Source organism: Paenibacillus sp. P13VS, assembly GCF_015143645.1.
Taxonomy (GTDB): domain Bacteria; phylum Bacillota; class Bacilli; order Paenibacillales; family Paenibacillaceae; genus Paenibacillus; species Paenibacillus xylanilyticus_A.
This window is the reverse complement of sequence record NZ_WYEV01000007.1, coordinates 37,831-61,637: the sequence shown is the minus strand read 5'-3', so window position 1 is coordinate 61,637 and position 23,807 is coordinate 37,831. Positions and strand designations below refer to the sequence as shown.

At 47.2% G+C, this 23,807-nt stretch carries 19 protein-coding genes; 17 read left to right on the top strand and 2 right to left on the bottom strand.

Going from position 1 to position 23,807, the window contains the following annotated elements; all coding sequences use genetic code 11:
• The first annotated feature begins 47 nt into the window (after positions 1 to 47).
• From GUA98_RS29660 to GUA98_RS18390, 4 genes are all read left to right on the top strand, one after another.
• Positions 48 to 251 (top strand): hypothetical protein, encoded by a 204-nt coding sequence (locus tag GUA98_RS29660; protein ID WP_227779876.1) that lies wholly within the window; start codon positions 48 to 50, stop codon positions 249 to 251.
• Positions 233 to 493: an ABC transporter substrate-binding protein gene (locus GUA98_RS29655; protein WP_321573899.1), complete on the top strand. Its 261-nt coding sequence runs from the start codon at positions 233 to 235 to the stop codon at positions 491 to 493. Before GUA98_RS29660 ends, GUA98_RS29655 begins: the two co-directional genes overlap by 19 nt.
• A gap of 101 nt (positions 494 to 594) precedes the next feature.
• The gene (locus GUA98_RS18395) at positions 595 to 1,416 is read left to right on the top strand and encodes a carbon-nitrogen family hydrolase (RefSeq protein WP_193724054.1); all 822 of its coding nucleotides are present in this window, start codon (positions 595 to 597) and stop codon (positions 1,414 to 1,416) included.
• A gap of 85 nt (positions 1,417 to 1,501) precedes the next feature.
• Positions 1,502 to 1,687, top strand: a complete 186-nt coding sequence (locus GUA98_RS18390) for a hypothetical protein (RefSeq protein WP_095361880.1) — start codon at positions 1,502 to 1,504, stop codon at positions 1,685 to 1,687.
• A 193-nt stretch (positions 1,688 to 1,880) separates the two neighbouring features.
• Here GUA98_RS18390 and GUA98_RS18385 read toward each other — a convergent pair whose 3' ends face one another.
• Positions 1,881 to 2,825, bottom strand: a complete 945-nt coding sequence (locus GUA98_RS18385) for a LysR family transcriptional regulator (protein ID WP_153979147.1) — start codon at positions 2,823 to 2,825, stop codon at positions 1,881 to 1,883.
• A gap of 339 nt (positions 2,826 to 3,164) precedes the next feature.
• Between GUA98_RS18385 and leuC the strand changes: the two genes are divergently transcribed.
• Together leuC and leuD are read left to right on the top strand one after the other, a co-directional pair.
• Complete coding sequence (gene leuC / locus GUA98_RS18380) at positions 3,165 to 4,586, top strand: 3-isopropylmalate dehydratase large subunit (RefSeq protein WP_153980763.1); 1,422 nt, start codon at positions 3,165 to 3,167, stop codon at positions 4,584 to 4,586.
• Positions 4,587 to 4,617: 31 nt separating this feature from the next.
• Positions 4,618 to 5,220, top strand: a complete 603-nt coding sequence (gene leuD, locus GUA98_RS18375; RefSeq protein WP_095292742.1) for a 3-isopropylmalate dehydratase small subunit — start codon at positions 4,618 to 4,620, stop codon at positions 5,218 to 5,220.
• A 137-nt stretch (positions 5,221 to 5,357) separates the two neighbouring features.
• Here the strand turns inward: leuD and GUA98_RS29650 are convergent, their stop codons facing one another.
• Positions 5,358 to 5,927 carry a hypothetical protein gene (locus GUA98_RS29650; protein ID WP_321573898.1) on the bottom strand — a complete coding sequence of 190 codons (570 nt, stop codon included), beginning with the start codon at positions 5,925 to 5,927 and terminating at the stop codon, positions 5,358 to 5,360.
• A gap of 331 nt (positions 5,928 to 6,258) precedes the next feature.
• Between GUA98_RS29650 and GUA98_RS18365 the strand changes: the two genes are divergently transcribed.
• From GUA98_RS18365 to GUA98_RS18315, 11 genes are all read left to right on the top strand, one after another.
• Positions 6,259 to 7,665: an N-acetylmuramoyl-L-alanine amidase family protein gene (locus GUA98_RS18365; protein WP_193724053.1), complete on the top strand. Its 1,407-nt coding sequence runs from the start codon at positions 6,259 to 6,261 to the stop codon at positions 7,663 to 7,665.
• A 257-nt stretch (positions 7,666 to 7,922) separates the two neighbouring features.
• Positions 7,923 to 9,332, top strand: a complete 1,410-nt coding sequence (locus tag GUA98_RS18360; protein WP_153979145.1) for an N-acetylmuramoyl-L-alanine amidase family protein — start codon at positions 7,923 to 7,925, stop codon at positions 9,330 to 9,332.
• A 33-nt stretch (positions 9,333 to 9,365) separates the two neighbouring features.
• Positions 9,366 to 10,067 (top strand): GerMN domain-containing protein, encoded by a 702-nt coding sequence (locus tag GUA98_RS18355; RefSeq protein ID WP_193724052.1) that lies wholly within the window; start codon positions 9,366 to 9,368, stop codon positions 10,065 to 10,067.
• 72 nt (positions 10,068 to 10,139) lie between these two features.
• Complete coding sequence (locus GUA98_RS18350) at positions 10,140 to 12,878, top strand: S-layer homology domain-containing protein (protein ID WP_193724051.1); 2,739 nt, start codon at positions 10,140 to 10,142, stop codon at positions 12,876 to 12,878.
• Between the two features lie 163 nt (positions 12,879 to 13,041).
• Complete coding sequence (gene nth / locus GUA98_RS18345; RefSeq protein WP_193724050.1) at positions 13,042 to 13,737, top strand: endonuclease III; 696 nt, start codon at positions 13,042 to 13,044, stop codon at positions 13,735 to 13,737.
• Positions 13,738 to 13,760: 23 nt separating this feature from the next.
• Positions 13,761 to 14,033: an NAD/NADP transhydrogenase alpha subunit gene (locus GUA98_RS18340; protein ID WP_095292936.1), complete on the top strand. Its 273-nt coding sequence runs from the start codon at positions 13,761 to 13,763 to the stop codon at positions 14,031 to 14,033.
• A gap of 314 nt (positions 14,034 to 14,347) precedes the next feature.
• On the top strand, positions 14,348 to 18,022 hold the full coding sequence (locus GUA98_RS18335; RefSeq protein ID WP_193724049.1) for a dynamin family protein: 3,675 nt from the start codon (positions 14,348 to 14,350) through the stop codon (positions 18,020 to 18,022).
• 268 nt (positions 18,023 to 18,290) lie between these two features.
• Positions 18,291 to 20,063, top strand: a complete 1,773-nt coding sequence (locus GUA98_RS18330) for an ABC transporter ATP-binding protein (RefSeq protein WP_153979141.1) — start codon at positions 18,291 to 18,293, stop codon at positions 20,061 to 20,063.
• Positions 20,060 to 21,910: an ABC transporter ATP-binding protein gene (locus GUA98_RS18325; protein ID WP_153979140.1), complete on the top strand. Its 1,851-nt coding sequence runs from the start codon at positions 20,060 to 20,062 to the stop codon at positions 21,908 to 21,910. The genes GUA98_RS18330 and GUA98_RS18325 overlap by 4 nt, the downstream gene beginning before the upstream one ends.
• Before the next feature lie 136 nt (positions 21,911 to 22,046).
• The gene (gene purT, locus GUA98_RS18320) at positions 22,047 to 23,234 is read left to right on the top strand and encodes a formate-dependent phosphoribosylglycinamide formyltransferase (protein WP_154895694.1); all 1,188 of its coding nucleotides are present in this window, start codon (positions 22,047 to 22,049) and stop codon (positions 23,232 to 23,234) included.
• Positions 23,224 to 23,682, top strand: a complete 459-nt coding sequence (locus GUA98_RS18315; protein WP_095292715.1) for a GNAT family N-acetyltransferase — start codon at positions 23,224 to 23,226, stop codon at positions 23,680 to 23,682. Before purT ends, GUA98_RS18315 begins: the two co-directional genes overlap by 11 nt.
• Positions 23,683 to 23,807: the final 125 nt, after the last annotated feature.

Genomic DNA, 23,807 nt, shown 5'->3' with positions numbered 1-23,807 from the left:
GATAATCAATATCATGGATAGGATCGTATCACAGGAGAACCGAGGAGATGTGGAGCAGCATAAAACCGTGGATTCAGCTTGGCGAAACGGCTTCGGTACTTGTGCATCATCGAGGTGCCCGCTTGTTTGTCATGGGCAATATCGGACTGGCTCCGTTTTTGTATCACCCTCAGGGGTTTACGCCTGTAAGCAAAGTGCAGGAAGCTCTAGCTGCCGGAGGGCCTACAAGGAGATTTCAACAGAGTCGATAAGCCAGTATGCGGGGGATCATATTTTTGTCATGCTGCCAGAGAGCGATGCGGCCAGGACAGCAACGGAGAAGCTGTTTGAAAGTGATGAGTGGAAGGAGCTGCCCGCTGTAAAAAAAGGAAAAGTGTACACGTTGGATGAGCAGGTGTGGAATATGGGAGACGCCTTATCGTACAGCCGATTGCAGAGCTTGTTCCCTGAATTGCTGAAACGAACTACCCCATCCTCTATAATCGTTAATTAGAAGGAATTGAAGTCATAAATAAGGTTGATCAAAACGTTGTTGCAGGCTTCGCGCGAATCAAGCTATGATAACAGGTATTACAGTTCGGAGGAGTGCACGTCATGACAAAACAACCATTGGGGGAAATGCGTGTTGCCCTGATTCAAGGTGACATTCAGCTTGGTAATCCTGAAGCCAATCATCAACATATGCAGAATCTGCTTGAGCAAGCAGTTGAACAATATCCGGATCTGGGGCTGGCCGTACTGCCGGAAATGTGGAATACTGGTTACGCTTTGGAGCAAATCCATGAGCTCGCTGACCCGGAAGGGCAAAAATCACGGGAGTGGTTATCAGCATTTGCCGAGAAGCATCAGATTTCAATTGTCGGTGGATCTATAGCAGAGAAGCGAAACGGACAAATTTTTAATACCATGTATGCCTACAACAGTGAAGGTAAGCAGGTTACACGTTATGATAAATTGCATTTATTCCGCCTGATGGATGAGGAGAAATATTTGCAGCCTGGAGCAGACCCTAAAATTTTCGAACTGGAGAACGGTCTGACCGCAGGGGCGTCCATCTGTTATGATATCCGTTTTCCAGAACTAGCCCGTACGCTTGCATTGAACGGGGCCAGAGCATTGATTGTCCCTGCAGAATGGCCGAATCCACGTTTGCACCACTGGCGCACACTGCTGACAGCACGAGCGATTGAAAATCAGATGTATGTGATTGCGTGCAACCGGGTCGGTAAAGGGGGAGATACCGAATTTTTTGGACACTCTCTTATTATTGATCCTTGGGGCGAAATCGTGGCTGAGGGAGGAGAAGGGGAAGAGATCGTGACAGGATTGATTCGTCCTTCCCTTGTTGATGAAGTGCGGGGACGCATCCCTGTTTTTGAAGACCGCAGACCTGGTATTTATTTTGGTGCAAAATAATAAAAAAATAATTCCAGTAAAGTGTTTATTCTTCCAGGAGGCGGGTAATGATAACTATCCCGTCACCAAGGAGGATGATCAATCAATGGACAACCATGTGAAAGATACGCTCAGGAGACTGGAACAGGAAAACACAAGGGAAGATCACTTGAGGCCATTCTTAGAGAATGGAGCAGGAGGGCTATCACCGCCTGAACAAACCGTTCAGGACGAAGGCCGACTGGTCAATCAACAGAACAGGCTGACTAGTGAACGTAATTTGCGAAAATAATCAACAAGACATGAATATCTCTTATGTACGTTTCTACGTTAACTTTAGATCATGATATCAGCAACATTGTGATGTAATGATGTACTGCGATTTCATGCAAGAACTTGATCCTGCTTATGCGGGAGAAGAGTATAGAACAAAGGCTTGACCCATATGGGTCAAGCCTTTGTTTATTTTGTTACCTATGAAATGACTAATTTACAGAGGCAGGATTCTCATAGTCTCCTTCGGAAAGCTTGGCGACCGTCTGTTTAAATGTCTCAATAAAAGCTTCTGCTGCTTTGGACAGTACACGTCCCTGACGGTAAGCGACCACAAGAGTACGACTTGGGACAGGTTCAGCAAGTGGTACATAGACAGGCACAAACTCACTGCGTGGTGCCCTGGCTATAAAGCGCGGAACAAGGGTGATGCCCATGCCTGTTGCCACAAGGGATTGCACGGTTTCAATGTTATTGCTCTCAAATACGACACTCGGATCAAATCCTGCCTGCTGGCACAGATCAAAGGTCAGCTTGCGGAAGCCTTGTCCTTTTTTCAATACAACAAACGACTCGTCCCGAAGCTCCTCCATATGCACAGGAATCGGATGATCCGGATTGCCTCTGACGGCAAGGGGGTGCTGAGGAGGTACGGCCAGATCGATTCGCTCTTCGCCGATGGCAACGTACGACAGGCTTGGTTCCTGCAAGGGCAAGGAGAGCAGGCTGAGATCAGCTTTGCCGCTGGCTGTCAGCTTCTCCAGCGTTAGGCCGGCGTCTTCAAGCAATGTAACCTCGATATCCGGATACGCTTGCTGGTAAGCGGGGAGTACATGCGGCAGAAGGTGGGAACCGGTAATCGGCATGCTGCCCACAACGACTTTGCCTTTGCGCAGCTGGGAGATATCTGACATTTCCTGTCTGAGCAATTCCACAGCATCTACAATTTTTTGGGCTTGTTCTACAAAGGTGACCCCAGCATGGGTCAACTCCACCGTGCTGGTATTACGCTGAAAAAGCAAAACGCCAAGCTCTTTTTCAAGTTTAGACAATTGCTGACTGAGCGAAGGCTGAGCAATATGAAGTTTCTCTGCGGCCCGGGAGAAATTCCGTTCTGCAGCAATCTGCAGCGTATATTGAAGTTGTCTGAATTCCATAAGCACTTGTCATTCCTTTCGTTATGCCACCATTATATCATTGTGGATGAATAAATCATTTTTCTATAATGAATATAGATAAAAAGCATTGACACTCGTGGTGAAGCAACGTAGTATAAGCATTGTATGATAATGATAATTGTTATCAATTAAGAGCCGCTGTGGATACAGTGGTTTATTGTCGTTTAACTCATTATAGGTTAAACCTATTACATCTATAGATATTATATCTTGGAACAATGAAGGACAGGGTGATATATTTATGTCATTCAAGAGCTTCACCGTTTAAACAAAAACAGAGGCTCTTCCAAGGACCGAACTTATGATGAGGTGAAAATGATGAGTAAAAAAACGATGTTTGAGAAAATTTGGGAAAACCACGTAATTCATCAGGAAGAAGGAAAACCGAGCATTCTGTATATCGATCTTCACCTTGTACACGAGGTAACTTCTCCACAAGCATTTGAAGGCCTGCGTTTGTCAGGACGCAAGGTACGTCGCCCGGAATTAACGTTTGCGACAATGGATCACAACGTTCCTACCAAGGATCGTTACAATATTACCGATCCAATCTCCAAACAACAAATTGATACACTTTCTCAAAACTGCCGCGACTTTGGCGTAAAACTGTATGATCTGGATACGATTGACCAAGGTGTTGTACACGTTATGGGACCAGAACTTGGTCTGACTCACCCGGGTAAAACCATTGTTTGCGGTGACAGCCATACGTCTACACACGGTGCATTTGGTGCACTGGCATTCGGAATTGGAACAAGTGAAGTAGAGCATGTCATGGCTACACAATGTTTGCAGCAAGCAAAAGCAAAAACTATGGAGGTTCGCTTCGTCGGGAAGCGTAATCCGGGCGTAACAGCAAAAGACATGATCCTCGCAGTGATTGCCAAATATGGCACAGACTTTGCAACAGGTTATGTTATTGAGTATACGGGCGAATCGATCCGTGAACTCAGCATGGAAGAGCGTATGACCGTATGCAACATGTCTATCGAAGGTGGAGCAAGAGCAGGTATGATCGCTCCGGATGAAACGACATTTGAGTATCTGCGTGGACGTGAATATGTTCCTGCTGGTGCGAAGTTTGATGAAGCTGTTGCAGCTTGGAAAGAGCTTGTTACAGACGAGGGTGCCGAGTTTGATCGTGTTGTAGAGATCGATGTGGAGTCCCTGATTCCGCAAGTAACTTGGGGCACCAGCCCGGGTATGGGAACGGATATCTCATCCAAAGTGCCTGTTCCGGCAGAACTGCCAACTGAAAATGAACGCAAAGCAGCTGAAAAGGCGCTTGAATATATGGGTCTTACACCTGGAACACCGATTTCTGAAATTCCTGTAGACTATGTATTTATCGGTTCTTGTACGAATGGACGGATTGAGGATTTGCGTGCGGCAGCCAAGGTTGCCAAAGGCCATACCGTGTCCAGCAATGTTACGGCAATCGTAGTTCCTGGCTCAGGCCGTGTTAAAATTCAAGCCGAAAAAGAAGGTTTGGACAAAATCTTCACAGAAGCAGGATTTGAATGGCGTGATGCAGGATGCAGCATGTGTCTTGCGATGAACCCGGATGTATTGAAACCAGGACAACGTTGTGCATCAACATCCAACCGTAACTTTGAAGGACGTCAAGGACGCGGAGGACGTACCCACCTGGTATCTCCGGCAATGGCTGCAGCGGCAGCGGTTAAAGGTCACTTCGTTGATGTACGTGACTGGAATTTCAAAACGGAAGCAGTTATCTAACAGGTAACGGACAGAAGGGAGAACGGATCACATGGAAGAATTTAAAACACTGCAAGGCATCGTGGCACCGGTAGACCGGGTCAATGTAGATACAGATGCGATCATTCCAAAACAATTTTTGAAGCGCATTGAACGTACCGGATTTGGACAATTTTTGTTCTACGAATGGCGTTTCGATGAAGAGGGGAATAACAATCCTTCCTTCGAAATGAACAAATCCCGTTATGAAGGAGCATCCATTCTGATTTCCCGTGCAAACTTCGGCTGCGGCTCATCCCGTGAGCATGCACCTTGGGCAATTATGGACTATGGATTCCGGTGTGTCATCGCACCATCTTTTGCAGATATCTTCTATAACAACTGTTTCAAAAACGGCATCCTGCCAATTAAATTGTCTGAAGAGCAAGTAGAAGATCTATTCCAGCGCACAGCTGCTCATGAAGGCTATGAACTGAATGTTAATCTGGAAAACAAAACGATTACTGATGCACACGGACTGCATATCGATTTTGATCTGGATGAGCACCGTCGTCAATTCTTGCTGCAAGGTCTGGATGATATCGGTCTGACATTGCAACATGATGATGAGATTACAGCGTATGAGCAGCGTCATGCCGCAAAATTGTTTGGATAATCTCTGACATATCGAATAAAAAAGGCTTCTGCTTCTCCGTAGGAACGTTGTTCCGATCAGAGACAGAAGCTTTTTCTATTATTCAGTACTGATTAATCCTGCTGCCTTGTTAGAATTACACATTTAAATCAAGTGATCTATACGTAGAATTCCTGATTGTTTTTTGCTGAATGCTTCAATATGTAATCCCCGTCATTTTTTAGATCTCTTGATGCGATTTTGATCCGAGTATAGTCCAGTCGCGACTCTCGGAGCACACGCTTAACTGCTTGAATTCCAAGTGTCTCATCCATTACAAAGCAGTAAATATTCAAAGCGTACTGAGTGACTGGATTTGCCGTTTGGCCCATATCATGTCCATCTACAATGCCGAGCCCTTTCCATCCCAGCTCACTTGTCAGTGCCTCAGTGGCTTTATCCTTAAGCCATAGATCACGTTTGCTGCCCGTCAGACTCTTCATCGGATATTGAATAATCAGCATGTAACCATCGTCTTCAGAAGCTTGTTTGTAACCTTGGTCTGAGTAGCGATGAAGAAAATCAACCTTGAATTCGTCCTCATCGCTAAACGAGGCTGGAAAATCCATTCTGGTCGTTGTACCCACAGTACCGACTTCGCCGATATGCTCCACAATCTGATCCTCTTCGATCCAGTATTCTGCGTAGAGCAGCTTGCCATGGGAAGCCTGTTTATACAAAGTGATCACTGGTTTCCCTCCTAAGAATAAAATGACTTTCATTCTTTCTTTACAACATTAAGTAGATTGAACAATTGGCTATGTATGAGGATTTTCTTGTGGTGCCTAATCAAATATAATAGCATCAATGATGATATTTTTGACAAAATATTCAATTCGTATGGACTAAAAAGAAGATATTTCTCCAATTTGATTTCTTTTTTCATCGTGGTTCCGACTAAATATGACAACGTTGTAACCGGATAAAAAGCCATTATCTGATAAACTGATTAGTATATTATGGAAGGTTACATAGAGGACAATACGTAGGTACAGAACTCAACAGAATGGTGGATGATCTATGAAGAAATGGTCGGCTGCAGTCGTTATCTTTCTGTTCATGTGTTTATTTCCAATTGCAGCCCAAGCTGGCGTTGTGCCTTCAATTGTTCTTGATGGAGTAACCCTTGATCAGCGATCAAGTGCACCAGCAGAAAATGTCGGAAATACCGTGATGGTCCCGATCCGCATCGTTTCAGAGAACCTCGGTTATCAGGTGAAGTGGGAAAAGGAAACCAAGTCTGTTCTGGTTCAAAAAGAAAGCCGAAGTATAGCAATGACCGCTGGTAAAGTTACAGCAACAGTCAATGGAAGGCCTGTAGAATTGGAGTCCCCACCTTTGGTCAAACAAGGAACGACGCTGGTCCCCTTGCGCTTCGTCGGAGAAGGCATGGGGCTTGAAGTAGGATGGGACAATGGAACCAAGACAGTTAGCCTACACACCGCACCGCCAGTGACAGAACAAGATGAAGAGGATGACGCTGCCACAACTCCTTCTCCCAGCTTGAATGCTGAGCTTCAGAGTATCCGTTTCAGCAGTAATCGATTGATGATAACGGCAAGTGGAGAAGTCAAGCCGAAGCTGTCCACTCTAGGTGCACCGGATCGGATTATTGTGGATATGCCTGAAACCACGTTCTCTGAGTCTTTCATCCAAGGACAGGATTTCACTTCGGATGGCAGTGGCACCATTGTTGTTACAGATTCCGCTGTGGTATCCAAGGTGCGATACGCCATGTTCAGTCATTCACCATCCACGGTTCGTATTGTGTTTGATCTGAAACAATCGGCTACGGCTAAATGGTCACTTGGAGATAACCATGTGCTGCTCGTTGATCTGACAGCAAGTAATGAAGAGTCTGCCAGTCAACCCGCCTTACCAACAGATGACGGCAAGAAAATCGTGATTATTGATCCCGGACACGGCGGGAGGCAGTCGGGAGCAGTGAGTATTTCCGGAAAGTATGAGAAGGACTTTAATCTTGCAGTGGGTTTGAAAGTACAAGCACTGCTGCAGAAGCATGAAGATATTCAAACGATGATCACACGTCAGGATGATACTGAACTTTCCTTGCAGCAGAGAGTCGAGATGGCAGAACTTAATCAGGCGGACCTTTTCATATCCATTCACGGGAACAAATTTACGACTCCTGATCCGAACGGGATAGAAACGCTCTATAGTCTGATAGAGAGTAAAACGCTGGCCGATATGCTTCACACACATATCATGCCAGTTGCAGGCCTCAAGGATCGCGGTGTGAAAATGGTCAGCCTGCATGTAACTCGTGAGACGTCCATGCCAGCCGTTCTGCTTGAGCTGGGTTTTATGAGTAATCCAACAGATGAAGCACTCATGCTCACAGCAGATTATCAGGACCGCTGTGCAGAAGCAATTGTAGATGGAATTATAGAATTTTTGGGGCTTTAAGTCCGATTATTCGTAAATACGCAGTTTAGCAAAACTCGTTGTTTCCAGATGTTTAATTGATAAAAAAGGAAATAAAAAGACATTAAAATGTAGAAAAAGCTTGATTTGACAACGTTTTTTTTCTGTTATGTTGGAATATATTCGCAACTTTTGAGAGTACGGGGCGTCTAATAGGTGTCTGGTAATGCCCACGTGGTCAGTCGGAGCTGTAAGTCACAACATGCGGCGAAAAAATATGAGAATGGTAGGGGTGAAGGATGAAGAAGTTCGGTTTTTTGGTACTGTTATTTGTCTTTGGGCTCGTTTTCCCGGGCTATAGTCATGCAGCTGTGGATACGAAAATTATCCTAGACGGGAAAGAAATTGTGCAGCCATCGGATGCCAAAGCGGAAATCATCAATAGCAAAGTGATGGTGCCGATTCGGGTTATTTCCGAGAGTCTGGGGTACGGTGTGGAATGGAAGCAAAGTACAAGCACCGTGACGATAAGCAAAGACAACACTGCCATGCAGATGATTGTAGGACAGAAGACGGCAACGGTGAACGGCAGTAACGTGAACCTGGATGCCCCGCCACTCGTAAAAAATGGTACGACTCTTGTGCCACTCCGATTTATCGGTGAACAAATGGGTCTTAAGGTGGGTTGGAACAACACAACGAAGACGGTAACATTAGTTACCCAGAATTCAGGTTCCGGAAACGGGACTACAACTCCTCCGAACTCCGGCAATAATGGCGGGAGTACAAATGAGGAAGGTCTTGTACTGGTGAACGGCATCAGCTTCAGTGACAACCGCTTCTTTATTGCAACCAGCGGAGAAACGAAGCCGAACGTCTTCACGATGACAGGACCGAATCGGATTGTTATCGACTTACCTAATACAGCATTTGCTGATTCTTTCAGTGAGGGACAAGCTCTTGACAGCAACCAGAATGGACAGCTTGTAGTCAGCGGTTATCCCGATGTTTCCAAGATTCGGTATTCGTTATACAGCAACAGCCCTTCTACTGTTCGTTTTGTCATTGACCTTTCCAGTGCCAAAGGTTATGACGTTCAAAACGATTCGGGTTTGATTATGGTTGATCTGAACAAACAAGGCTCGACACCTACTCCTCCAGTTGGAGATAATGGCAAGAAAGTTGTCGTCATTGATGCAGGACACGGGGATCATGATCCTGGAGCAATTGGTGTTACCGGTAAACGGGAAAAGGATTTTAACTTGGCAATGGCTTTGAAAGTGGAAGCACTGCTGAAAAAAGAGTCTAAAATTGACGTTGTGTTAACCCGCAGCGATGATACTTTTCTGGCTTTGAGTGAACGTGTGAAAATTGCCGAAAAGGTAAACGCAGATATTTTCATTTCCATTCATGCCAATAGTGGACCTGCTGCTGCGAACGGTGTAGAAACCTTCTATACTCGATCCACCAGTAAGGAATTGGCTACCATCATGCACAAATATCTTCTGCAATCTTCGGGATTAAAGGATCGTGGCGTGAAAACGGCAAGCCTCCATGTTACCCGTGAAACGACAATGCCAGCTGTTCTGCTGGAGGGCGGTTTCCTGAGCAATAAGAGTGATGAAGCAGCTCTGTTCACTGAAAGTTTCCAAAACAGTGTTGCCAAGGGTATTGTTGCAGGAATCAAGGAGTATCTGGGAATTAAATAAGGGTTTCCCTTATGATCAGGAGGCGGAGTTAGAATGAACAAAAAAATATGGATTGCAGCACTGCTGGTAACGGTTATGGCAGTTGCTGCCGGATGCGGAAGCAAGCCAACAGCAGCTCCTGCTCCAAGTCAGACTCAAGGGTCAGGTACGGAAGTTAGTGCCCCTGAGGATCAAACGAATGAGAATGAGACAAATGATACAGAAATTACTGATCCTGTAACTGTGGAAACAGAAGGTACGACATCCACACCGGATTCAACACCTTCCAGCTCAGGTTCGGAAGGAACAACTTCTTCGGGAGGAACTTCTACGGATTCGAGCAGCACTTCACAGAGTACAGAGCAAAAAACGATCAAGGTGTTTTATACCGATCCGGAAGAGCTGGATCTGCATGAAGCCACTGCGAGTATCTCCTATGCAGCAGATGATGATAAATACAAGGAAGCATTTGCGGCTCTACAACAAACGTCTGATGACAAACTTGTTCCACTGTGGGCCAAAGATATTGAATTGAAGTCCGTAAAATTTGATGCAGGTGCACTTACATTGGACATTCATATGCCTGATACTGCACGTCTTGGTGCAGGTGGAGAAGCCTATGCAATTGATGCCTTGAAGAAAACATTCTTCCAGTTTGATGAAGTTAAATCGCTTGATTTGCTGGTGGACGGGCAGCAATCTGAGAGCTTGATGGGCCATGTCGATCTTGAGCATCCAATGACAAGATCCGAATAGTTTCGCTGCAGCATGTTGTTTTACCGTTTTCCAATGGATATCGACCGTTTTACATGAGAGGGGAAATCATAGGTGACTTTTAAATATAACAATCCATCACACTCTAAAAAAGTAGTATCAGCCGTGCTTGCAGGCATGATGGCCCTTAGCGCTGGCGGAGCTGCCATGGCAGCGGAATCAACAGAAGCGGAGCAGAGCCAGACTGCGGCTGTAAGCAATACGACTGCACCTGCAGGTTTGTTCAGTGATATCAAGGTTGGATACTGGGCTGAGAAGCATGTCTATAAGCTGGCAAACCAAGGTATCCTTCTCGGTAACAATGGTCTGTTCCGTCCTGGAGATGCGGTAACACAACAGGAAGCTGTAACTATGGCGATCCGTTTTATGAACCAGGAAGGCCAGTTGAACGACAGCACGGCTACGGCATTACCGACAAATATGGAAGTGGGGAATTACTTCAAGCCATATGTGGCTTTGGCACTTCAACTGGGACTGATTGATAAAACGGAAGAAGCTACAGCAGACGTATCTAAAACAACATGGGGACAAAAGCCTGCATCGCGTGAGTGGATTACCAAGCTGCTGATTCGTTCATTGGACAAAGAGGCTGAAGCGAAGGCTCAGAACAGTCAGTCCACTGGCTTCGCCGATGATGCAAGCATCTCCACAGATGGCAAAGGTTACGTCAATCTGGCCGTGAGCCTGGAGCTTGCGAAAGGTGTGGAAGGCAACAAGTTTAATCCAACTGGTTCGGTAACCCGTGCCCAATTAGCGACATTTTTCAGCAGAGGAGAAGCGTTAACAGATACAGCTTATCCGAACACGTACACGGGTTATGTAACTGGATTAAAAGATGGTCAGATCAGCTTGCTGGTTAATGGTAAAGTAACAAACTTTACGGTGAACAGCAGCACACCATATTTTACAAAAGATAGTGAGACACGTGCGGCAGAACCGAATGTTCAGCTCTATACCAAAGTACAGGTAGTTGGATCTGCTGGAAATGCAGCTTATGTGGAAGTCATCGATGCGACGCCGCAGGTGGAGAGCGTCGAAGGTACATTTGCGCGTTCGTTGTCAGGCAATAAAATTGGGATCTTTGTTGGCGAGAACTATGAAACTTACGGGTATGATGAAGCAACGGCATTTATCGACCAGAACGGTAATGCTATCAAGCTTGCTGATATTACAGCTGACAGCATTATTGAAGTACAGCGCGAGACCTTCTCCGCTGACAAAAAGACGGTTGCCATCCGCGTGAAGTCCGGTATTGTCAACAAAAGTGACAGCGGTGTGATTGCTGAAGTGAGCACAACCGGGAAAACGATCAAGTTCACGAATGCAGCAGGAACCACAGAGCAGTTTACGTACGGTGATAACCTGATCATTCGTTATCAGGATCGAATTCTGTCTCTAGCAGAGCTTAAAGCAGGCAGTACCGTGAAATACACAGTGAAGGATAGTGTTCTGCAAACCATTGAATTGTCTCAGGGTGTAGAGCAGTCTGTACGTGGTACTTTGGTGGAGATTGGTGGCAATCAGTCAACATTGACGTTTAAACGTGAAGGTGGCTCGCTTGAGGCAAAACTGCTGGCTGAAAATCCCGAGGTAATAATCAACGGAATCCAGGACGCATCATTGTCAGATCTGATTACAGATGCAACGAATGGTGACCAGGTTGAGCTGACGCTAAATGGTGAAGATCGTGTAACACGAATTCAGGTTATTGGACGTCAGATGGAACCGATGAACGGTGCTTCAGTAGTTTCTTACAACAGCAAAACCAAAGTGTTGACTGTACTGGACAGTAACAAAAAACCATTTGTATTTACACTGGATGACAAAACGAAGCTGGACTACAATACAACCAAGCCTACGCTTGCAGGATTGGAATCGCTATTGAACGAAGGACGCAAACTTGATCTGACGTATGTCGGAACCAGAGCGTTGTCCGTAAAAGTCATTTACAAATATGAAGGTACGTTTAGCGGCTTAGATACAAATAAAAAAACCATCAGCATATTGTCTGGTAATCAAACGATCACGGTCCCTTATTCTACGGTTCCGGCAGTAGAGATCTACAACAAGTCTGGAGCAAGTCTGAGTGACCTGAAGATTGGTGATAAAGTAACCGTTACGCTTGGTTCCAATCAGGATTACGTTCAAAAAGTGTCATTGAACACCGTGGCACAATTTGAAGTCGTATCTGTAGAGACCAATGGTCGTGTTCGTGTAAAATCGGACGCACTGACAAGCCAGTTTTACGTGGATCAGGCTGTTTTGACAGGTGAAGGTGGACAAAGTATTACAGCTTCACAACTGACTGCCGGCAATCTGATTAATGTGACTTTCGAAGGAACGACTCCTAAAGCGGTTCAGGTCGTGAAACGGACTTTGGCAGAAGTGACTTCTGTTGATGCGACTTCGGTAACGCTGAGGTTGTTTAATGGACAGAGCGAAACCGTACCTGTTAGCGGTGCTGTTAAAGTAATCAAGTCCGGCTCTACATTAACGACGTTAAACAGCCTTACCGTGGGTGACCGTGTTGAGATGACCAAGGATACGGATAATTCCACTCGTTTCAGAGTGATGACCATTATGAGTAAGCAGTTCTGGTCTTATGATGGCGTTGGTAACCAAATCCTGGTTAAACGTGAGTCCACTTCAGATACAAATTACCGTTTTGCACTTGGTACAGGCGTATTTGTTCACCAGGGTGACAACACTTTAAGCGTGCAATCTCTCAAAGATAATGATAATATTGTATTGTATCTCCTGAATAACGTAGTCATGGAGATCCAAAAACAGTAATCGTTTTTTTCGAGGATCAAAAGAATGACCGTCTTGATGCGGGATCTTTCCCCCATCAGGACGTTTTTTTTGCAAGCTTTTTGGCGTCCCATCAGAGCACTCGAAATAAGCTTGGAAAGTAAGTCTCCACACCGTGTGGTGATTTTGTGGGAGGTAGCTCTTCATGAATGCAGCGACGGTTAGGCACATACTCGATACGATGGAAGCGATGTTCCCTGATGCACATTGCGAATTAAATCACAGCAATGCGTTTGAATTGACTGTAGCTGTCCTGTTGTCTGCCCAGTGTACCGATGAAACGGTAAACAAGGTGACCGCAGACTTGTTCCAAAAGTACACCAGTCCTGCCGACTATCTGGCGGTTCCGCTCGAAGAGTTGGAACAGGACATCCGGCGTATTGGCTTGTACCGGAACAAGGCCAAGCATATTCAGAACATGTGCCGTATTTTAATAGAGCAGTATGGCGGTGATGTACCGATGGAACATGATCAGCTTGTTACGCTGCCAGGTGTAGGGCGGAAGACCGCGAATGTGGTTGTTTCCAATGCATTTGGTGTACCAGCCATTGCGGTGGATACGCATGTTGAACGTGTATCCAAACGGCTTGGACTGGCAGGCTGGGACGACTCCGTACTTGAAGTCGAGAAAAAACTGATGAAGCGCGTACCCCGGGATGAGTGGACTTTAACTCACCACCGGATTATTTTCTTTGGACGCTACCATTGCAAGGCGCAAAATCCCGCTTGTCATATTTGTCCATTGCTGGACGTATGCCGGGAAGGGAAAAAGCGTATGAAAACGTCCCAAATCAGGAAAGATAAGGAACGTGCTACAAGCCCAAAACGAAAAATAAATTAATGACCAGAAGAGGATGAGTAATGATGAAATGCATTTCCGTGTACACTGACAATTTTGAGGCCTTCTCCGATATTTTTGAGCAAATCGTAGAACAGGAAATGGCTGAAAACGAAGAAAAAGAAGTCGAAGGCATCACAGTAAGCCACTCTGGCGACGTGCCTGAGCACTATTTGGAGCGTATGTCTACCAAACCGGAAGTTGTGGTTATGAGAGATAAAGGAAGAGACATCACAATTTTGCAGCATGGCCAAGTATTCGAAATTTTGCTGCCTTCCCTGGAGAATGCTGTTTCCTAATTCTCCTGGTATATGCAAGACATGCTGCATCAATGCTGGCGTTGAGCTTATCACATAAGTTCATGCGGGCATTGAATGCAGCATACATAGCTACGCACAGTGAACATCATTGCGTAATCAATAGAACGATAATTCAGATAAAACCGACAGATCGGTTTTATTTTTTTTAAGTAAAAATGATGTTTTCTTTCTGCAACACTTAGCTTCAAATGAACGAAACCGTTCAAATTCGGTTCGTCTAATGTTAAAATACATGTATTATGAGATAAAGACATGACAGGTACAATTAAGAGGAGCCAGGGGGAAGGCCAGACATGACCAGAACAGATTACCCAGTAGAATTGGCTGAACCACTGCTTTCGCTGCGCAAGGCAATGGAGCAGACAGAGGACCATACTGCTGTACAGGCGTTAACAGATCTGATGAGCAAAGCAGAGATGAAGCAATTGACGATCGCGTTTTGTGGACACTTCTCTGCAGGAAAATCAAGTTTGATCAATAGTTTATGTGGTAAACGGGTGCTGCCATCAAGCCCTGTTCCGACAAGTGCCAATGTGGTGTCCATTCGCAATGGCGCGCCGCGAGCGCTGATCTATACGGCAGCTAACGAAAGCGCTGACAATCAGGAAGTAATCGCAGATCCGCTTGAGGTCTCTCCTGAACAATTGGAAGAGTACTGCAAAAATGGCGGTGCATATCGCTCCATTGAAGTGTGGGATGACATCCCGTTGCTGGCAGATGATGCTGTGCTGCTGGATACACCAGGTGTGGACTCGACTGACCGGGGACATGGCTTGGCAACACATTCGGCGCTTCACCTTGCTGATGTGGTCTTTTATGTGATGGATTATAACCATGTTCAGTCTGAGAGCAATTTGTCTTTTGCCAAAAGCCTTTCGGATTGGGGGAAGCCGCTGTTTCTCATCGTGAATCAGATTGATAAGCATAGGGAACGGGAGCTGGCGTTTGACGAGTATGTGAAAGGTGTAGAGGCCATTTTTGACGCGTGGGAAGTCAGATATGATGGGCTCTTGTTCACTTCGCTTCGCGATAAGGATCATCGTTATAATCAATGGCATGTGCTCCCTGATTTAATTCAACACATGTTGAACGAGAAGGAAGCACTCATTCGTCATAGCCTTGCAAGTTCGGCGAGCCATATTACCGAGCAGCACTTAATCAGACAGGCTGAACAGCGAGAGGACGAAGAGGCAGCTCTGCTGGAGGAAATCGGAGGACAGGAAGGCATTGAACGACTTGAACGAGAGTTGGATAAGTTAAAGGCTGAAGAAGACGAACTTCGTGCAAAGCCCTCACGGGAGCGTGAGAAGTTTCGGGGGGAGCTGGAGTCCCTTTTATCGAATGCCAACCTCACTCCTGCAGATATCCGAACTTCGGCTGCAGCCTATCTTGAGAGCCGGAAACCTGGTTTTCGGGTAGGATTGCTTTTCTCAGGTGGGAAGACCGAACAGGAAAAGCAGCGCCGTGCTGCTGAGCTCGTTAAAATGCTGCAGGATCAAACTTCGGGTCAAGTGGAAGTGCATATTCGTACGATGCTTCGGAAGCTGGGAGAAGCTCATCAGCTGTGGAGCCCGGACTGGGAACAGGCATTGAATACCGAACTGCCTGTTCTGGATGAAGCACTATTGGAGATGAAACGGAGCGCTGGCGCAGAGCTGTCTCCCGAGTATGTGCTTCAATTCAGCAAGGAGGTGCGGGGCGAAATTGAGGCCCGCTACCGCAGGTCGGCCATGATGCTGGCCGACCGGATGCTTGAAGCGCTGGGCTCGCAGGGCGAAGCCGCGCTTCAGGCGCTGGACGCCAGCCGCGCAGCGGTGCTGGCGCAATCCGCGGCGGCGGCGCGCTATACAGCGCTGCAGCGCAACGCCGCCGCCGAGGCAGCAGGGCTGCGCAGCCTGCTGCCTCCTGCGGGCCCTCTCCCCTCCGGGCTGTTGCCGGAGGTGCAGGGCCCGCATGTGCCCGCGCAAGAGCCGAGCGAAGCTCACGGCTCTGACCCGGGCACATCCGCGTCTGTGGCTGCGCAGCCACAGACGGAAGCGCCGCCGCGCAAAGCTGCGGCGCACAGGCAGCCGGCGGCTGGCGCACAGCGCCGCCGGCGCCTCGACGCAGCTGCGGCACGGCTGGAAGCCGCAGCTGCGCTGGTAGAGCCGTACCCCGCCATGGGGTCGGCGGTACGGGATCTGCGTGCACGCGCGGCTTCGCTTGCGGGCGGCACGTTTACCCTGGCGCTGTTCGGAGCCTTCAGCGCCGGCAAATCCTCCTTCGCCAACGCGCTGCTGGGCGAAGCTGTACTCCCTGTATCGCCGCATCCAACGACAGCGGCGATTAACCGGATCATGGCTCCGGCCGGAGGCGCGGAGCATGGAACGGCCCGGGTCCGCATGAAGACCCTGGTCGCGTTTCAAGAAGATCTGGCCTATTCCTTCCGTTTGCTTGGATTGGGCGAACCGGGAGCGGATTGGCAGAAACGGGTCCAATCCTTATCGCCACAAGATGTACATCCCGCAGGACGGCCGCACTACAGCTTCCTGCAGGCAGCAGCTGCAGGCTGGGATGACACAATGGATCAGCTTGGTCAAGATGTTCAGGTAGACCTTAACGGATACCGGAATTTTGTGGCCAATGAACGGAAATCCTGCTTTGTCGACAGCATTGATCTGTACTACAGCTGTGACGTTACCGAACAAGGCATTGTGCTGGTCGATACACCTGGGGCCGATTCGGTCAATGCCCGCCATACGGGTGTTACATTCAATTATATGAAGAATGCGGATGCGCTTATCTTTGTAACCTACTACAACCATGCTTTCTCCCAGGGGGATCGACAGTTTCTCAACCAACTGGGACGGGTAAAAGACAGCTCGGCCATGGACCAGATGTTCTTTGTGGTGAATGCCAGTGATTTGTCATCATCTGAAGAAGAACTTGAACAGGTACTGGAGCATGTCAGTACTCAGCTTCGAACCAATGGGATTCGGGCCCCGCGGTTATTTCCGGTTTCCAGCCTGCTTGCCATGGAAGGTAAAAGCACGGGAGATGCGGATATGCTTGAGCAATCGGGTTTCATTCGTTTTGAGGAAGAGTTTAATCGGTTCGCTGGCACAGAACTTGCTGACCTTGCCGTAGGAGGTGCTGCCGAAGAACTGTCGAGGGTTATCCAGCGGTTAGATCAGCGTGCGCACGATGCCGTTCAGGGCGAAGAAGTGCTGCAGCAGCGGAGACAGGAACTGCATGCCGTCATGGATCAGTCACTCGTTCGAATCCGAACCCTTGCTGAGCGCTCCATGAGAGAAGAGCTTGCTCAGGAGACGGCTGAACTGCTCTTTCATGTCAGACAGCGGCTGGGTTACCGACTGGGTCTCTTCATGGCAGAAGCGTTCCATCCTTCCGTTCTGCGGGAAGACCGAGGTAATCTAAAAGGGGCATTTGCAGCATGCGGACGTGAACTGCTGCGTATGATCGCTGTAGAGCTGGAACAGGAATTGCTTGCGACGACACTCCGACTGGAGCAGGCAGGGAAGAGCTGGTTAATGAGGCAGATCGATGATTGCGTTCAGGAACTTAAAGAGAGATCAGGCGGAATGGATCTTTCGCTTGCTTTTAATGAGAACTGGAGTACACCTGTGCTCGAGGAGATTCGGCTGGAGGAACCGTCAGGATGGAAAACGTACCTCAGTTACTTCCGCAACCCGAAGCAATTCTTTGAAGGAGAGGGGAGACAACGACTCCAGGAAGCGCTCGATCCGGTCATCAAACAAATGGTGGCTGGGGTCCTTCCAGCAGCACAGGAAAAACTGGTTCAGTTCTATGATGCCCAACTGCATCAGTCATTGCAGCATCAAGCCAGCCAGTTGGAAGATCGACTGAAAGAAGCCGTTGCCGCATTGAATGAAACACTGACCAGTGGCGTTCCAGCCGAGGAATGGCACAGTCTTTCAGCACAAGTGCAGCAATTCGTACACGAATAAGTATACACGTAGAGTGTATGCATATGTATCTGCAAAAAGGCTCCTGACCGACCAGGTCAACCAGGGAGCCTTTTTTTGTCCGAACAACCTGAAACAAAGAGAATATTCAAACATTTGATTGATAGGTGGTCTTTTATTCCTGTTAATGACGCATTAAGGAGAAAGTAGCCTGAATATGGTCAGTTATTCGCTTTGCCGCGAATGGGGGACGGTGATAAACTTCATAAATGTTCATACCGTTTTTGAACGAGACAAGAGGAGGAGAAACATGGATGTTCTCAGGCAACTGCAAACCTTTTTTTGGGAAAAGCGCACGTATTTATTTGTATCAATCTTGTTCCTCGCCATAGCGACTGCGCTCGGACTGGTGTATCCGAATTTGCTCAGGGTACTGATTGATGATGTCATTATACCGCGCAATTTTGAAGACGTTCCCATACTTGCTTTAACCGTGTTAGGTGTTGTGATTTTGAAAGCAGGAATGCAGTTTTTACACGGTTTCTATGGAGGACGCCTTGGTAACTTCCTGGCGTACCGACTGCGTAACGCATGTTACGAAAAGCTTCAGTTTTTATCCTTCCGGTATTATGATACGGCCAAGACGGGTGATCTGATGTCCCGCCTCACGGGAGACCTGGAAGCCATCCGCAACTTTATCGGATTTGGCTTTGCACAGATTCTCAACATGGTTTTGATGGTCGTATTCGGCGCAATTATGATGATGACGATGAGTTGGCAGCTTACCTTGCTGACACTCATATGTATTCCTCTGCTTGCCTTTGTTGCGCTAAGATTTGAATCCCAGATCCACCCTGCATTCCAGGAGATGCGACTGGCGCTCAGTTCATTGACGACAGCCGTACAGGAAAATATCACTGGCGTGCGTACCGTAAAATCCTTTGCACGTGAGCCTTACGAAGTGGAGAAGTTTTCCACACGCAACGAGCGTTACAAAACGAATCAGATTCATGCTGCAACGTTGTGGAGTCGCTATTTTCCCATCATGGAAATTCTTGCTTCTGTAAGCGTTGTACTCCTTCTGGTCATCGGAGGAAGAATGGTTATCAATCAAACGTTGTCCCTTGGTCAACTCGTTGCCTTTTTCAGTTTGATTTGGTACATAATCGGACCTATGTGGAACCTTGGATTCCATATCAACAACTATACACAATCCAAAGCTTCTGGCGAACGGGTGCTGGAACTGTTGAATACACCGGTGGACGTGCAGGAGACAGAAGATCCAATCATTGTTGAAGCTGATCAGGTTAAGGGACATGTAACGTTTGATTCCGTAACCTTTGCGTATGGCAATAAAATGCCGGCCGTAACCGATATCAACTTTGATGCACCTCCGGGTACGGTTATCGGTTTCCTGGGAGGCACAGGTTCCGGTAAGTCGACCATTATTCAGCTCTTGATGCGTGCGTATAACGTCAATTCGGGAACCATCAAGCTGGATGGTAAAAATATTAAGGACATGGGGATACGCAGCTTGCGCAGCCAGATCGCTTCTGTTTTTCAGGAAACGTTCCTGTTCTCTTCCAGCATACGCAACAATATCTCTTATGGTCTCAAAAACGTAAGTATGGATGATATTATACGGGCAGCGAAGCTGGCCAAAGCACATGATTTCATTATGGAGTTTCCGGACGGATATGACACGGTTGTTGGTGAACGAGGCATGGGTCTGTCCGGGGGTCAGAAACAGCGGATTGCGATCGCTAGAGCATTGCTCAAAAATCCGAAAATTCTGGTACTTGATGATGCGACCAGTGCAGTCGATATGGAGACCGAGCATGAGATCCAATCCGGTTTCCAGGAAGTTATGCGAGGAAGAACAACCTTTATCATTGCACACCGGATTTCCTCACTGCGACATGCAGATGAGATACTGGTACTGGATGAAGGGCGTGTCGTTCAGCGCGGTACACACAAACGTCTTATTGAAGAACCTGGACCATATCAGGATGTTTACAAAATTCAATACGCAGACTACATCGCCCGCGGCAAGCGGGAGGCTGGGGAGCAGGTGAACTCATGAGTGCCGAAACGGTAGCAGACAGGCGCGAGGTCAAAGGGACCTCTGAAAAGAATTTAAATGAACGATTCGTCTATCAGGACGATGAGATCATTGAGAAACCGTTTAACTGGAAAGAATTTGGACGTTTGTTCGGTTATATGAAACCTTACGCAAGGCAGCTTCTGCCGCTGATCATATTGATGATGATTTTGGGTACGATTACGAAATTATCGGTTCCTTTCTTGATCAGTCTGGCAATTGACAGAGCCATAGCACCAGAGAGCGGACTGCCAAGCATGACCCTGTTATATATTATTGGGGGTTCGGTTCTCCTGCTCTATCTCATTCAATGGGCTGCCAATACGTACCGGATCAAATTAACCAACATTATAGGACAGCGGGTCATTTATGACCTTCGCTCGGATCTGTTCAAACATATTCAGAAACTGTCCTTTAACTTTTTTGACAAAAGACCGGCGGGGTCCGTACTCGTTCGTGTCACGAATGATATCAACTCATTGCAGGATTTGTTCACCAATGGTGCGGTCAACGTCATGATCGACTGTGTGCAGTTGTTGGGAATTATCGTCATATTGATGCTCATCAACTGGAAACTCGGCCTTGCCGTTATTATCACAGTACCGATCATGTTTATTATTTCCACCAAGCTGCGGGTATTGATCCGCCGTGCCTGGCAGGATGTACGCATGAAGAACTCCCGCATCAACTCCCACTTGAATGAATCCATTCAGGGGATCCGCGTGACTCAGGCGTATACACAGGAAAAAGAAAACATGAAGTACTTTGACAACATGAACATGTCCAGCAAAAAATCATGGGACAAAGCATCAGCCATGAACCAGGGCTTTGGACCGCTCATTGAAATTACCGGCGGTTTCGGTACATTGATCCTGTTCTGGTTTGGTGCGTACTTGATTCAAGATGGTCAGTTAACGGTTGGTTTGCTTGTAGCCTTCGCCAACTATGTCGGTAACTTCTGGGATCCGATCAACCGTCTGGGCCAGATGTACAATCAATTGCTGGTAGCCATGGCTTCCTCCGAACGCATTTTTGAATTCATGGATGAGGAACCAAGCATTGCGAACAAACCGGGTGCGAAGCCGATTCCTTCTATTAAAGGCGATATCGTATTTGACAATGTCGTTTTTGAATACGAGAAAGGCAGACAGGCGCTTAAAGGAATCAGCTTTAAGGCCGCAGCAGGTGAGTCCATTGCACTGGTTGGTCACACCGGCTCGGGAAAAAGTACAATTATCAACCTGATCAGCCGCTTCTATGATATTTCCGGAGGAAGACTGACGATTGACGGCCATGATATACAGGATATTACGGTTGAGAGTCTGCGTAGTCAGGTAAGCATTGTCTTGCAGGATACCTTTATCTTCTCCGGAACGATTCGAGACAATATTCGATTTGGCAGACTGGACGCAACCAATGAAGAAGTGGAGGAGGCTGCGAAGGCGGTCAATGCCCACGAGTTTATTATGAAGCTGCCTGGTGGATATGATACGGAGGTTGAAGAAAGAGGAAACGTGCTGTCCATGGGACAACGGCAGCTGCTGTCCTTCGCCCGTGCCTTGCTCGCGGATCCACGGATTCTTATTCTGGATGAAGCAACAGCAAGTATTGATACCGAGACAGAGCTCAAAATTCAGGAAGCACTGAAAGTGCTGCTTAAAGGCAGAACCTCTTTCATGGTCGCTCACCGACTCTCGACGATCCGGAATGCAGATAACATTATTGTGCTCGATCACGGTGAAATCAAGGAAGAAGGAAACCATGAGCAACTTATCCAGAAACAAGGAGTTTATAATGGATTAATAGAAGCTCAATACAGATTTTTGTAAAAATTGATCGAAAAAACACAAAAAATCTTGTAAAATTCACAAGAAAAATAGGGAGCACCCTTGCAATCTTTAACCAAAACCCCGAAAATAGAGAGACAGATATAGAAGATTTCTCTTTGGGAGGATTGGAAAGAACATGTGGGGTGCTCCTTTTACGGCTCAAGCCAAAAAAATGCTACTGCTGGGTAGCGGAGAATTGGGAAAAGAGGTCGTTATTGAGGCCCATCGACTGGGAGTTGAAACGATTGCTGTTGATCGTTATGACAATGCACCTGCCATGCAGGTAGCACACCGGTCTTACTGCATCGACATGTTAGATGCCGAAGCTTTGAAACAATTGATTCGCAAGGAAAAACCTCATTACATCGTACCAGAGATCGAAGCGATTGCGACAGAAGCGTTGTTGGAGCTTGAAGAAGAGGGATTTTGTGTTGTGCCGACGGCACGTGCTGCCCGTTTAACCATGGACCGCGAAGGCATCCGGCGGTTGGCGGCAGAACAATTGAAACTTCCGACAGCAGCCTATCTATTTGCGAACAACTTGGAAGAGCTTCAAGAAGCCGTTCGTGAACTGGGTACACCTTGTGTGATCAAACCATTGATGAGTTCTTCCGGTAAAGGGCAGAGTGTATGCCGCACGCCGGATGACGTGGAGAATTGCTGGAATATCGCTCTGTCTGGAGCGCGCGGCAAATCTGTACGTGTCATCGTGGAGAGCTTTGTGAAATTTGACAGTGAAATAACGCTGCTCACCGTAAGATCTGTATCAGGAACTGTATTTTGCCCTCCGATTGGTCACATTCAGAAGGATGGAGATTATGTCGAATCTTGGCAGCCGCATGCAATGACTCCGCAGCAATGGGAGCAAGCTTGTCATATTGCCAAGTCTGTGACCGATGAGCTAGGTGGTTATGGGCTGTTCGGTGTCGAACTCTTCTTGACTTCGGACGGAGTTGTGTTCAGCGAGGTATCACCTCGTCCGCATGACACAGGTATGGTTACCATGGTAACGCAAGATAGCTCTGAGTTTGCGCTGCATGTGCGTGCAATTCTGGGTTTCCCTGTGACAGATGTACATCTGCTTACACCTGGAGCTTCAGCTACGCTGAAAGCCAATCATGAAACATCCGACTTTACTATAGGCGGGATTGAAGAAGCACTGGCTCTTCCACGTACGCAGGTTCGTGTGTTTGGCAAACCTGAGGTCAAAGTGGGACGCCGGATGGCTGTGGCGCTTAGTGCAGGCCACGATGTGGAAGAAGCTCGAAAAACAGCGGTTCAAGCCGCAAATATGCTGAAAGTGGAGGTAAATCATGTCCAATAATGCCCAGGCCCCTGTACTGACGATCCGAGAGTGTGAACTGCGAGATGCTGAAGCGGTAACGGGACTGATGCGAGAGGTCAGCTATCCGACAACAGCCAATGTTATGAAAGAGCGCATTGAAGGTTTGGAGAGTAATCCAAACGCGTGCATGCTTGTTGCCGAAGTGGATGAACAAATTATTGGTATGATCGGCTTGCAATGTGTGCAAAGTCATGCCTATCCAGAACCTGCCGCCCAAATTACGTCCTTGATTGTAGGGCAAGAGTACCGTGGAGGCGGAATTGGCCGTCGTCTGATGGCTCGTGCTGAGGACTGGGGCAGACAGCAAGGTGGGAAACAATTGTTTGTCACCGGTGCGAATCGTGAAGTTGCTTCATCAACGTATTCTTTCTATGAGCACATTGGCTTTCAGAAGAGAGGATATCGTTTCAGTAAAGTCCTTCTATAGAAAAGATTCTTCAAAACAAGGTACCTATTCCTCAACCAGATCGTTGATGTACAGGTAACTCGAGACATTCGGACCAACATTCCGGATGTCTTTTTTTTGGTTAAATAAGGACGCCCCTTAAAGGA